Genomic DNA, 12,310 nt, shown 5'->3' with positions numbered 1-12,310 from the left:
CGTGGGACACTTGAGGCATCGACCACAGGAGGCCCCCCGCAAGGGGTGTGGCCCCACCGGCTGTCACGGGACCGGTTCGTCGACACGGTGTCCGCCCGGCACTAACAGGGGGTGCTGGGCGGGCATCGTGGTTCTGGGGCCTGCGCACGGTGCCCGCCAAGGGCCGCCGTCCCACCGCGTCAGCCCCTGGCCCCCGGCACGGCCTGCTGCCGATCTGGCAGGACGTCCTTTGGCAAGCACCGACGCCTCAGCCGCGTTAGCATCCCAGGCATGGCTACCCCCGTAGATCCCGCACCGCAGTCCCGGACCGATGGCACGAGTTCCCGGACCCTGGGACAGCTCGTCTCCGATGTCTCCGCCGACATCTCGCAGATCGTGCGCGGCGAGCTGGAGCTGGCGAAGCTCGAGATCAAGCAGGACGTGTCGCACGCCGGCAAGGGCGCAGGCATGCTCGCCGGCGCGGCGGTCTTCGGCCTGTATGGCTTGGGCCTGCTGTTCCTGGGCCTGGCCGGGGTGATCGCCATCTGGCTCAACTGGTGGGCCGGTCTGCTCATCGTCGCCGGCGTCCTCTTCGTCGTCGCCGCCATTCTGGCTGTCGTCGGCAAGAACGCTATGCAGCGGGTCAAGGGCAAGCCGGAGAGGACCATCGACCAGGCGCAGCAGACCGTCGACACCCTCAAGGGCGCCGCCCAGTCCCCGCACCGCGCGGAGATCGCGGAGCCCGTCCCGCCGACGCGCGACGGCGCCACGGCCCCGCTTCGCTGACCCCAGGGCCGCCGACCAGCGAGGCCGCGAGGGGCTCACTCAACCGATCATCCGCGTTGGGGCGCCCTCCTGCCAGGGCCGGGTCAGGCCCGCGAGGTCCAGCAGGGTGTCCAGCAGCCCGGCGGTGAACCCCCAGACCAGCAGCCCGTCGACGTCCCACGCAGGTCCCACGAACCCGCTGGGGTGGCCTACCCGGAACCGGGCCGCGGGATCCAGCAGCGAGCTCAGCGTCGGCTGGACCACCCGGGCCACCTCGGTCTCGTCCTTGGCCCACAAGGAACCGGGCCGGGGCTCGCGCCACCAGCCCAGCACCGGAGTCACGTCATACCCGCTCACCGGGATGTGCAGGGTGGGCAGGTGCGCGAGGACGTCAACCGAGGCAGGATCCAGGTCCACCTCTTCCCACGCCTCGCGCAGCGCGGTGTCGGCCGGCCCGGCGTCACCCTCCTCGCTTCCGCCGCCGGGGAAGGCTGGCTGCCCTGCGTGGGAGCGCATGGTGTGCGCCCGCTCGGTGATGACCACCGTCGTCTCGTCGGCGCCGCCGGGGCCCTGGACGTCCGGGGCGAAGAGCACCAGCACCGCCGAGTGCCGGCGCCCGCCCTCCGGAGGTGGCAGGAACCGGCTGAACCGCTCCCCCGGCAGTGTCGGCAGGTGCTGCGCCAGGTCGGTCAGCCACCGGGGCGGTGGGTATGCCGTCATCCCCGCCTCACCCGCGTCCTGCCGTGCGCACCAACGCCGCCGCCGCTTCCGGCTGGGTCTCGCCCACGCCGTAGGAGGGGCAGAGCCGGGCGACCGGGCACGCCCCGCAGGCGGGTCGGCGGGCGTGGCAGGTGCGCCGGCCGTGGAAGATCAGCACGTGGGACATCTGGGTCCAGTCCCTGCGCGGCAGCAGGGCCCCGATGGCGTGCTCGACCTTGACCGGGTCCTCCTCGTCGGTCCAGCCGAACCTGCGGACCAGTCGGCCCACGTGCGTGTCGACGGTGATGCCCGGCACCCCGAAGGCGTTGCCCAGCACGACGTTCGCGGTCTTGCGCCCGACCCCGGGCAGGCTGACCAGGTCCGGCAGTCGCCGCGGGACCTGCCCGTCGAAGCGCTCCACCAGCGCCGCGCCCAGGCCGAGCAGCGAGGTGGTCTTGGCGCGGTAGAAGCCGGTCGGCTTGATGATCGACTCCAGCTCCTCCCGGTCGGCACCGGCCAGGGCCGCGGCGTCGGGGTAGCGGGCGAACAGCAGGGGGGTCACACCGTTGACCCGGACGTCGGTGGTCTGCGCGGACAACACGGTCGCGACGAGCAGCTGGTAGGCGTCCTGGAAGTCCAGCTCGCAGTCGGCATCCGGGTAGCGCTCGGCAAGGACCCGGGCCATTCTGCGCGCCCGCCGCTTCAAGGCCAGCGGGCTCTCCCCCGGCGGCGTCGAAGGCATGGCGCTGAGGGCCGCGCCCTCCACGGGGCGGTCGCTGTCTGGTGAGCTCACCCGGCCAGCCTAGACGTGACCTCCGACACACTGGTTCCGACCACCTGCGCCCTGACGTGGCACGATGAGTGGGTGGACCGGCATGTAGTGATGAGAGCACCGCTGTTCGCCGCCCTCGACGAAGAGACCGCCGAGCGGCTCATGGCGTCGATGACACCTCGACGCCTGGCCCGCGGCGAGGTGGTCTTCCAGGAGGGTGACGCCGGCGACTCGCTCTACGTCATCATGAGCGGCAAGGTGAAGCTGGCCCGGACCTCCGGCGACGGCCGGGAGAACCTGCTGGCGGTCCTGGGCCCTGGCGAGATGTTCGGCGAGTTGAGTCTGTTCGACCCCGGTCCCCGGTTGTCCACCGCCTACGTCGTCTCCGACACCGAGTTCATCTCCCTGGGCAACGAGGCCCTGCGCGCCTTCCTCGTCGAGCATCCCGAGGTCGCCATGCAGATGCTGGCCGGTCTGGCCCACCGGCTGCGCCGGACCAACGAGGGCCTGTCGGACCTGGTCTTCACCGACGTGCCGGGACGGGTGGCCAAGGCCCTGCTGGACCTGTCGGACAAGTTCGGCCAGCGGGTCGACGGGGGCGTCCTCGTCGCCCACGAGCTGACCCAGGAAGAGCTCGCCCAGCTGGTCGGCGCGAGCCGGGAGACGGTGAACAAGGCGCTGGCCGACTTCGCGCACCGGGGCTGGCTGGTCCTGGGCGCCAAGGCCGTCACGCTGGTCGACCTGGACCGGCTGCGTCGACGCGCCCGCTGACGGCCTGACCCACCCCATACCGGCCAGCTCTTCGGCCGGCCGCCGGGCGGCCCCAAGCTCATGGTTGCCGAATCCTGACCTGAGCACGGAACCGGCCGGTGCCCCGAGCCGTCTGCCCATCATGGGAACGACACGAGTGATGGCAGCGGTGCTGGCAGCGGGCCTGGGGGTCACGGCCTGCTCGGTGGGGGCAGACCCGGCACCGAGCGGTCCGGACCTGGACCCGCGCAGCTACTACGAGGACTACGACGCGCAGATCGACCGGGACTCCGCAGCCGGCGGCGCACACGCGCCCGTCGCGGTGGACGCGAGCAGCGGGGACTCGGCCGAGGCGGGACCGGACGTCCTGCCGCCCGAGCCGGGCTTCCTGGACGACAACGTCTTCGTCGACGTCGGTGACCCCGGGTGGGTGCAGACCGCCTCGGACCGCGAGTCCACCTTCGCGCTGGACGTCGACACGGGCTCGTTCTCGGTCGCCCGGACCTTCGTCGACAACGGCCACCGTCCGGAGCCGGACTCGATCCGGATCGAGGAGTGGGTCAACTCCTTCGACTACGGTGACCCGGCGCCGACCGACGGCGCGCTCGGCCTGACCGTGGAGTCCGCGGCCTCCCCGCGCGGCGGCGAGGGCACGACGACGGTGCGGGTCGGGGTGAGCACCGAGCAGCTGTCCGCCGAGGACCGGCCCGCGGCGAACGTCACCTTCGTCATCGACACCTCCGGCTCGATGAACATCCGCGAGCGCCTCGGCCTGGTGCAGTCCTCGCTCGCGCTGCTCGCGACCAACCTGCGCCCGGACGACACCATCGCGATCGTCGTCTACGGCTCCGACGCGGAGCCGCTGCTGGTCCCCACGCCGGTCTCCGAGCTCGCGTCGATCGTCGAGGCGATCGAGGCCCTGGAGCCGGGTGGCAGCACCAACATGGAGGCCGGACTGCTGCTCGGCTACGAGCAGGCGCGGGAGAGCTATGACCCGGAGGCGGTCAACGTCGTGGTGCTCGCCTCGGACGGGGTGGCCAACGTCGGCGTCACCGACCCGGCGGTGCTGACCGACCAGATCACCCGGGCCAGCGACGAGGGCATCCACCTGGTCACCGTCGGCTACGGCATGGGCAACTACAACGACCGGCTGATGGAGCAGCTGGCCAACCAGGGCAACGGCTTCTACTCCTACGTCGACACCTTCGAGGAGGCCGAGCGCCTCTTCGTCGACGAGCTCACCCCGACGCTGCACGTGGTCGCCTACGACACCAAGGCGCAGGTCGTCTTCGACGAGGAGCAGGTGGAGCGCTATCGGCTGATCGGCTACGAGAACCGCCGGCTGGACGACTCCGACTTCACCGACGACGCGGTGGATGCCGGCGAGCTGGGGGCCGGCCACCAGGTCAGCGCCCTGTATGAGGTGCAGCCGGTCAACGACGCCGCGCCCGGGCAGCAGCTGGGGACGGTGAGCCTGCGCTGGGCCGACCGGGCTGGCGGCGAGGCCACCCAGCTGGACGCGGCGATCAGCTGGCCCGGCGCCGAGGCGAGCAGCTCCCTGCGTCTGGCGGCCCTGGTCTCCGACACCGCCGAGCTGCTCAAGGGCACCAGCACGGCCGCCGATCGCGGCTTCACCCTCGCCGACCTGCAGGCCGAGGCGGAGCACCTGGCGCAGCTCGAGGTCAACGGGGCGGCCGAGGCGCTGGCGTTCCTCGAGTCGGCCCAGGCCGCGGGGCCGACGGGCCCGCCCGGCGACGAGGACTGATGCCGAGCCGGCCGTGCCGTCAGGCGGGCTGGAAGGTGAGACAGTCCGCGGTGTCGGGGCCTGACCCGATCATCACCGAGGGGGCCGCGCACATCAGGTGCTCGTTGTGGGTGCAGTCGATGCGCTGGCAGGCGCCGACGTGGGCCGACGCGGTCGGCAGCCCGCCACGCTCGTCGAGGGAGATGAGCGTGGTGCAGGGCGCCTCGGAGCCGTTGGCGCCGACGGTAATCGCGTCGGCGGAGCCGTCGTGGTTGAAGGAACACTGGGTGACCGTGCAGTCGGCCACCGTCGCCAGAGCAGTCATGTCTGACTCCTTGCGTGGTTGATCCTCCCCACTGTGCTCCGGTGACCTTGGTCACTGCACGCAAGTCAGAGTTGGCCGATCGGCCTGCAGCTGATCCCCGGGCCGCGCGCGAGAATGTGGCACTAGCCGTGGGCCGAACAGCTCTTCCGATCACCCCAGGCTCCGCAGTCCTTCCGGTCGCGGACAGGAAGTCTCGCCTGTGGCGCGGGCCTGGCTGGCGGTCACGTCCAGGCGCCCACTGGCAGCGGCCGCTGTCGTCGAGCCATACCCACCTGTCGAAGTCGAGGGTGGTCTGGGCCGGCCCCGGCCAATCCCGGCGGCCTCGATTCCCCACAGGCCCCACGTCTCGGCGGAGGTCCACCGGGGGCTCCCGCTCCTCACCATCTCGCGATGAGATCATCGAGGCGCACCCGAGAGGCCGGTCTCCGTGTGCTCCTCACCGACCGCTTGGTCCTGAACGAGTCGTGGCGCGCCACCGCCTGATCATGCGCCTCGGGTGACCAGGACGTGGCGCATCGTGCCGAGTCTGGCCGGCATCGCCGGCCTGTTCCGCGCTCACCGAACGGCAATGCGGTTCTCGGGCGTTGGGTGCGGGGCTGTCGACGTCCGGCGCGGGGCTTGCCGACGTCCCGCGCGGGATCAACCGGCGTCCGGTGCGGGATGGTCGAGGTGGCCCAGGTAGTCCAGCTGGGCCAGCACCGAGAGGCGGGCCGCCGGCCAGACGGCGCGGGGGACGTCGGCGTACACCCGCTCGACGACCAGGTCCGCCAGGTCGCGGGAGGCGTGGGGGAAGGCATCGGCGCCGCCGGGCGCGTGCAGCGCCCGCACCGCGTCGCGGACCTGGTCCAGCCGCTGATGACGGTGCTCCCAGTAGTGCTCGACCGTCCCGGCGGCGTCCGGCACGACCGGCCCGTGGCCGGGGGCGATGCTGGCCGCCGCGCCGGAGCCGGTCAGGTCGCGCAGCCGCTGCAGGGACTCCAGGTATGAGGTGAGGTCGCCATCCGGGTAGGCCACCACCGTGGTCCCCCGCCCCAGCACGGTGTCCCCGGTGAGCAGCACCTGCTCGGCCGGCAGCAGGAAGGAGACTGAGTCGGCGGTGTGGCCGGGTGTGGGGACCACCAGGAGCTCCAGCCCGCCCACCCGCAGCAGCTCGCCCTCAGTGAGATCGTCGTGGCCGCGGCCGACGGCGCGGACCGGGGCAGCGGTCAACTCGGCCCAACGGTCCGCCGACTCCGCGTGGTCGGCATGCCCGTGGGTGAGCAAGGTGAGGGTGACCCGGGCGCCGCGGTCACGCACGTGCCGCAGCACCGACTGCAGGTGCTCCTCGTGCAGCGGACCGGGGTCGACGACGACGACCGCCTCGCTGCCGGGCTCGGCGAGCACCCAGGTGTTGGTGCCCTCGAGGGTCATCGGGGAGGGGTTGGGGCACAACACGGCGTGCGTGCGATCCCCCCACGGCCCGCCCCGCCAGGACGGGTCCGCCGGACCGACCGGCCGCATCAGCCCAGCCCTTCCGGTGCTCTCGACCCCGGCAGCCCGTGCCCGTCGGGCCCGACCGGCGAGCGCATCCACAGCCGGCCGTCCCGCCAGGCGGGCCAGGGCTGGACGCGGTGGACCGGGACGTCCTGGGCCAGCCAGGCCTCGACGTCCCGCACCTGCGCGAGCTGTTCGATCATCACCTGGGTCGGGGGCAGCAGGATCTCCGCTCCCTCGGCCTGCGCGGCCAGCAGGGACGCCGGGTCGTCCCAGCGGGCGCTCTCCGCCTCACTGGTCGCATCGTCGGCCCGCTGTCCCCGCGGCAGCCGCGCGGCGAAGAAACGAGTGTCGTAGCGTCGCGGCTCGCACACCGGGGTGGTCCAGTGGGCGCGCAGCGACAGCAGGTCGGTGCGCAGCACCAGACCCCGCCGGGTCAGCAGCTCGGCGAAGCCCTGGGAGCGGTCCAGCAACGCATCCCGCTCCCGCCGCCACTCCGGGCCGGTGAGGTCCTCGACCAGCTCGCCGGCGCCGGGTCCGGCGATGAGCACCCCGCACTCCTCGAACAGCTCGCGGGCCGCCGCGCAGACCAGCTCGCGCGCCGTCGCCTCATCCGTCGCCAGCCGCTCCGCCCAGCGCTGCGGCCCGGGACCGGCCCACGGCAGGTCGGGGTCGGCGTCGCGGGGGTCGACGCCGCCGCCGGGGAAGGCGATCATCCCGGGTGCGAACGGCATGCCGAGCACCCGGCGCAGCACGAACACCTCCGGCGGCCCCTGGCCCGCCCGCCCGTGCGGCTCGCGCAGCAGCATCACCGTCGCCGAGGCGCGCGGCACGGCCACCGTGCGCTGCTCCTGCGGGATGTCCAGCCACTCCTGGGAGTGCCGGTCGACGGGCGGCGGCAGGACGAAGTCGCGGTATGCGGCCGGCTGGCCAGGAAAGCTCAGGTCCGCGGTCGGCTCGGGCACGCAGATCAGTCGCCGACGGCGACGACGATCTCCACCTCGACGGGGGTGTCCATGGGCAGCACCGCGACACCGACGGCCGAACGGGCGTGCACGCCCGCGTCGCCGAAGGCCTGGCCCAGCAGCTCGGAGGCGCCGTTGATGACTGCCGGCTGCCCGGTGAAGGCGGGGTCGCTGGCCACGAACCCGACGACCTTGACCACCCGCGTCACCCGGTCCAGGTCACCCACCTGGGCGCGCACCGCGGCAATGGCGTTGAGGGCGCAGATGCCGGCCAGCCGGGCGGCCTCCTCCGGGCTGACCAGATCCTCCCCCTCGCCGACCTTGCCCGTCGCCGGCAGCTTGCCGTCGACGAAGGGCAGCTGGCCGGAGGTGAACACCAGGTCGCCGTGGCGCACGGCCGGCACGTAGGCCGCCACCGGTGCGACGACCTCGGGAACCCTCAGGCCCAGGTCGGCCAGGCGCTGCTCGACCCCGCTCGGCGCACTCTCGGTGCTCACGCGATCAACCCTTCGGGCGCTTGAGGTAGGCAACCAGGTTGCTGCCCTCGCCGGGGCCAGGCACGACCTGGACGAGTTCCCAGCCGTCCTCGCCCCACTGGTCGAGGATCTGCTTGGTGGCGTGGATGAGAAGAGGGACGGTGGCGTATTCCCACTGCTGGTTCGTCATGTCTCGACCCTACAAGGCCCGCCCGCGCGGACGCCCCGTCCGTCCGGGACCACCGAAGGTGATCCACACTCGGGCCGTGGTAGGACGGACCCATGAGCGAGGGATCCACGCCCCCGGCCGACGACCGTTCCGTCCTGGACCGCACCGGCCCCGAACCGGCACGCACCGTCTCCTACGGCCCGGCTGCACACCAGGTCTACGAGGTGCACGAGCCGTCCGGCCTTCCCCGTGCCTGGGTAGCGCTGATCCACGGTGGGTTCTGGCGGGCCGAATGGGACCGCACCCACCTGCGCCCGCTGGCGGGTGCCCTGGCCCGAGATGGGTATGCGGCGGCGCTGGTCGAGTACGTCCGGCCGGGCATGCCCGGTGGCGGCTGGCCAGCCACCGGGGAGGACGTTGCCGCGGCCGTGGCCGCGCTCGCGCGAGACGAGGCCGCCGGGGCTCCAGTCGTGTTGGTGGGCCACTCCGCCGGCGGCCACCTGGCGGTCTGGCTGCTGCACCGGCCCGAGGCGCAGGGGGTCCGCGGGGCGGTCTCCCTGGCCGGTTGCCTCGATCTGCACCTCGTGCACGAGCTCGGCTTGGGCGACGGCGCGGCGCGGGGCCTCATGGGGCTCCCGCCGGAGGAGGTGCCGGACGCCTGGGCCGGGGCCGACCCGGCCCGGCTGGGGCCCACCCCATACCCCGTGCTCGTCCTGCACGGTGACGCGGACGAGCGGGTGCCGGAGGCGGTCTCACGGAGCTGGTGGGAGCAGGCCGCGACTCCCGGCCGGGACGGGCTGACCTTGCTGCCCGGCGTCGGCCACTTCCCGCTGATCGACCCCGAGGCGGCCCCCTACGCCGCCCTGCTGGACGGCCTTGAGGACCTGCTGCGGCGCATGTGACACGCGCGGGCGCCGAGAACTGCCAGGAAACTCCCGTACCGTGGTGTTATGCGCTCTGCTCTCACCGTCGCCCGGGTGACGTCCCTGCTGGGGGTGTTCCTCGCCGTCTCCGTGCTCATGGGGTTCATCGGGGCCGGTCTCGCCGCCCCTGTCGTGGGGGTCGCCGGGATCGCCGCCCGCGAGGGCGTGGGCATGTTCGAACGACTCCCGGGCGACCTGGAGCAGAACCCCCTCGCCGAGCAGTCCCGGATCCTCACTGCGGACGGCACCGTGCTGGCCACGCCCGCCGAGCAGAACCGGATCATCGTGGGCAGCGAGGACATCTCGGAGTGGATGAAGCATGCGCAGGTCGCGATCGAGGACGAGCGCTTCTACGACCACGGGGGCATGGACGTCGAGGGCCTGGGGCGCGCGGTCTTCCAGAACGTCACGACCGACAGCACTCAGGGTGGCTCGACGCTGACCCAGCAGTACATCAAGCTGGCGCTGCAGGACCAGGCGCTGCGGGAGGGCAACGCCGAGGCGTGGGACGCCGCCCAGGCCCGCACCGGCATGCCCGGCTACGTCCGCAAGCTGCGTGAGCTGAAGTACGCCATCACCCTCGAGGAGCGGCTGACCAAGGACGAAATCCTCACCGGCTACCTCAACCTCGCCTTCTTCGGCCAGCGCACCTACGGGGTGGAGGCGGCTGCGCGCTTCTACTTCGACACCAGCGCCGCTGACCTCACCATCGCCCAGTCGGCGCTGCTCGCCGGGGTGGTGCAGACGCCGAGCACCACCAACCCGGTGTCCAACCCGGAAGCCGCCCAGGCCCGTCGTGACCTCGTCCTGGCGAAGATGCACGAGCTGGAGATGATCACCGACGGGCAGTACCAAGCGGCGCTGGACCTGCCCGTCGCGAACATGCTCGAGGTCACCGAGAGCCAGCGCTCCTGCTTCAACTCGCGCAACCCCTACTTCTGCGACTACGTCGAGGCCTGGCTCATGGAGCAGCCGGCGCTGGGCGACACCCAGGACGAGCGGTGGTCCACCCTGACCACCGCCGGCCTGACCGTCGAGACCACCCTGGACCTGGAGCTGTCCGACCAGCTGCACGAGATGCTGCAGGACGCGACCCCGCTCGACAACGAGTACTACCTGGCCTCGGCCGCCAGCGTGGTCGAGCCCGGCACCGGGCACATTCTGGCCTTCAACCAGTCCAGCAAGTACTCCCTCAACGAGACCCAGGACCGGATCCGGGAGACCTCGGTGAACTGGAACGTCGACTCCCGCTACGGCGGTCCCGGCGGGATGGAGCTGGGCTCGGTGGCCAAGGCGTACACCCTGGTGGACGCTCTGGAGAAGGGCGTGCCGATCGAGGGTGACCTGGCGATCCCCGAGCCGGAGAAAGCGACGTGGGGCAACGTCTGGCTGGAGGACCCGGACGACCCGGTGGCGCAGGCCGACTGGCCCAACGACCCGGACGACGTCTTCGACGCCGTGGTCTTCTTCCCGGAGGACTTCCAGGAGGGCTGCACGATCGGCGAGGATCACTGGACCGTCCGCAACGCCGGCGACAACGAGATGCCGAAGACGATCCCCCTGCGCCGCGCGACGGCACTGTCGATCAACACCGCGTTCGCCGCACTGGCCTCCCAGGTCGGCACCTGCGACATCGGCGACACGATGACGACGATGGGCCTGACCAACGCCTCCGGTCAGACCTACGGCGTGGACCCGGGAAACCCGGACAGCAAACTGGCGACCTCGCTGGTCCTGGGTTCGGACTGGTCCAGCCCGCTGACCGTCGCCGCCTCCTACGCCACCTTCGCCTCGGGCGGCATCTACTGCCCACCGGTGCCGGTCACCCGGGTCTTGGACGCTGACGGCAACGAGCTGCCGCTGCAGGTCGAGGAGTGCCGTCGCGCGATCGATGAGGACATCGCGCTCGGGGCGGTCGAGTTGCTCAAGGACGTCGTCGATCCGCTGGGTTCGGGCTACAAGGCCGTCCTTGAGGGTGAGCGTCCGGCCGCGGGCAAGACCGGCACCAACAACAACGCCAGCCACACCTGGTTCGCCGGCTTCACCCCCCAGCTGTCCACCGCGGTCTTCGTCGGCAACATCCCCGGCGCGGCCCGCTACGAGGGGACCCTGGTGGACCTGAGGATCGGGGACATCGTCGTGGACGGGCCGCTCTACGGGTCCTCTGTGGCGGCGCCGACGTGGAAGCGGATTATGGACTGGACCTCCCGCGACCTGCCGGTGGAGGACTGGGACCCGCCCTCGTCCGAGCTGCTCACCGGCAAGCGGGTGAGCATCCCCGACGTCGTCGGCATGGACGTGCGCGAGGCGCGGGAGCGGCTGCAGGAGGCCGGCCTGACGGCCAGCGTCACCCGGATCGCCTCCCGGGCGCCCGAGGGTCAGGTGGTCTACACCACCCCGGGCGTGGGCAGTTCGGTCGTGACCGCCGACCCGGTCGTGCTCCACGTCGCCTCCGGCTCAGCGTCGGCGGCCGCCTCGCGGTCCGCCCCGCAGCCGGGCCCTGCCCCGCAGCCGGCTCCGAGCCCTGCCCCGCAGCCGGCTCCTGCTCCGCCGGCTCCGAGCCCTTCGCCCTCGCCGTCGCCGTCTCCCTCCCCGTCGCCCTCCCCGTCGCCCTCACCTTCGCCCTCACCTTCGCCGGCGCCGGCGCCCGCGCCGCCGCCGACCAACCCTGGTGAACCCGTCGACCCGCCTGGCGACCCCGGTATCCCCGAGCCGCCGGACGACGACGAGTGAGAGCAGACCCTCCTCAGCTGGCGAGCACCCGCTTGACGATCACGGCGACCCGGCCGCCCTCGGCCCGCCCAGCGATGCGTGGCTGCAGCGCCTTCATGACCTGGCCCATCCCCCGCAGGTCGCTGACCCCGGCCTCGGCGACAGCCTCGCGCACGAGGCTGTCGAGCTCTGCGTCGGACAGCTGGGCAGGCAGGTACCCCTCCAGTACCACCAGCTCGGCTTCCTCCGCCTCCGCCAGCTCGGGACGGCGGGCATCCCGGTAGGCCTCCGCAGCCTCCCGCCGCTTCTTGCCCTCCTTGTTCACCACCCGCAGCACCTCATCCTCGGACAGCTCGCGGTGCTCCTTGCCGGCGACCTCCTCGGTGGTAATCGCAGTGAGCGCCATCCGTAGGGTCCCCGCCCGCACCCGGTCCTTGCTACGGATCGCCTCGGTGAGGTGCGCCTGGAGGGTGGCCTTCAGTCCGGTCTGCTCGCTCATCCCCCCAGTCTCCCACCGCACCCCTCCGACAGAACACGCAGAAGAGCCCCACAGAACAC

The 12,310-nt window shown here is 72.3% G+C and carries 13 protein-coding genes; 5 read left to right on the top strand and 8 right to left on the bottom strand.

The features are described from left to right. Positions 1-270 precede the first annotated feature (270 nt). Positions 271-765, top strand: coding sequence for a phage holin family protein (locus tag FY030_RS01590; protein WP_158059990.1), 495 nt, complete (start codon positions 271-273; stop codon positions 763-765). A 39-nt stretch (positions 766-804) separates the two neighbouring features. On the opposite strand, the gene FY030_RS01585 is transcribed toward FY030_RS01590, so the two are convergent. Both FY030_RS01585 and nth read right to left on the bottom strand, forming a co-directional pair. Next, positions 805-1,464, bottom strand: coding sequence for an NUDIX hydrolase (locus FY030_RS01585; protein WP_158059989.1), 660 nt, complete (start codon positions 1,462-1,464; stop codon positions 805-807). 7 nt (positions 1,465-1,471) lie between these two features. After that, positions 1,472-2,185, bottom strand: a complete 714-nt coding sequence (gene nth / locus FY030_RS01580; RefSeq protein ID WP_158062571.1) for an endonuclease III — start codon at positions 2,183-2,185, stop codon at positions 1,472-1,474. A 123-nt stretch (positions 2,186-2,308) separates the two neighbouring features. Between nth and FY030_RS01575 the strand changes: the two genes are divergently transcribed. Further along, positions 2,309-2,986 carry a Crp/Fnr family transcriptional regulator gene (locus FY030_RS01575; protein WP_158059988.1) on the top strand — a complete coding sequence of 226 codons (678 nt, stop codon included), beginning with the start codon at positions 2,309-2,311 and terminating at the stop codon, positions 2,984-2,986. Positions 2,987-3,107: 121 nt separating this feature from the next. Further along, entirely contained in the window at positions 3,108-4,730 is a 1,623-nt protein-coding gene (locus tag FY030_RS01570; protein WP_158059987.1) for a vWA domain-containing protein, read from the top strand. Between the two features lie 19 nt (positions 4,731-4,749). Here FY030_RS01570 and FY030_RS01565 read toward each other — a convergent pair whose 3' ends face one another. The 5 genes from FY030_RS01565 to FY030_RS01545 all read right to left on the bottom strand — a co-directional run bounded on the left by FY030_RS01565 (position 4,750) and on the right by FY030_RS01545 (position 8,138). Further along, positions 4,750-5,034 (bottom strand): DUF1540 domain-containing protein, encoded by a 285-nt coding sequence (locus tag FY030_RS01565; RefSeq protein WP_158059986.1) that lies wholly within the window; start codon positions 5,032-5,034, stop codon positions 4,750-4,752. Positions 5,035-5,673: 639 nt separating this feature from the next. Further along, a complete protein-coding gene (locus FY030_RS01560) occupies positions 5,674-6,534 on the bottom strand; it encodes an MBL fold metallo-hydrolase (RefSeq protein ID WP_158059985.1) in 861 nt (286 codons plus the stop codon). Continuing rightward, positions 6,534-7,472, bottom strand: a complete 939-nt coding sequence (locus FY030_RS01555; RefSeq protein ID WP_202879742.1) for an NUDIX hydrolase — start codon at positions 7,470-7,472, stop codon at positions 6,534-6,536. Before FY030_RS01555 ends, FY030_RS01560 begins: the two co-directional genes overlap by 1 nt. 5 nt (positions 7,473-7,477) lie before the next feature. After that, positions 7,478-7,969 carry a RidA family protein gene (locus tag FY030_RS01550; protein ID WP_158059984.1) on the bottom strand — a complete coding sequence of 164 codons (492 nt, stop codon included), beginning with the start codon at positions 7,967-7,969 and terminating at the stop codon, positions 7,478-7,480. Between the two features lie 4 nt (positions 7,970-7,973). Beyond that, a complete protein-coding gene (locus FY030_RS01545) occupies positions 7,974-8,138 on the bottom strand; it encodes a Sp36 family protein (protein ID WP_131103473.1) in 165 nt (54 codons plus the stop codon). A 92-nt stretch (positions 8,139-8,230) separates the two neighbouring features. On the opposite strand from FY030_RS01545, the gene FY030_RS01540 reads away from it, so the two are divergent. Both FY030_RS01540 and FY030_RS01535 read left to right on the top strand, forming a co-directional pair. Continuing rightward, complete coding sequence (locus FY030_RS01540) at positions 8,231-9,019, top strand: alpha/beta hydrolase family protein (protein ID WP_158059983.1); 789 nt, start codon at positions 8,231-8,233, stop codon at positions 9,017-9,019. Positions 9,020-9,067: 48 nt separating this feature from the next. Next, positions 9,068-11,773, top strand: coding sequence for a transglycosylase domain-containing protein (locus FY030_RS01535; RefSeq protein ID WP_158059982.1), 2,706 nt, complete (start codon positions 9,068-9,070; stop codon positions 11,771-11,773). A 13-nt stretch (positions 11,774-11,786) separates the two neighbouring features. On the opposite strand, the gene FY030_RS01530 is transcribed toward FY030_RS01535, so the two are convergent. Then, positions 11,787-12,251 (bottom strand): GatB/YqeY domain-containing protein, encoded by a 465-nt coding sequence (locus FY030_RS01530; protein WP_158059981.1) that lies wholly within the window; start codon positions 12,249-12,251, stop codon positions 11,787-11,789. Positions 12,252-12,310: the final 59 nt, after the last annotated feature.

It is taken from the genome of Ornithinimicrobium pratense (assembly GCF_008843165.1).
Classification (GTDB): Bacteria; Actinomycetota; Actinomycetes; order Actinomycetales; family Dermatophilaceae; genus Ornithinicoccus; species Ornithinicoccus pratensis.
Note: the sequence above shows the minus strand (reverse complement) of the source record. Positions and strands in the feature narration are given on the sequence as shown.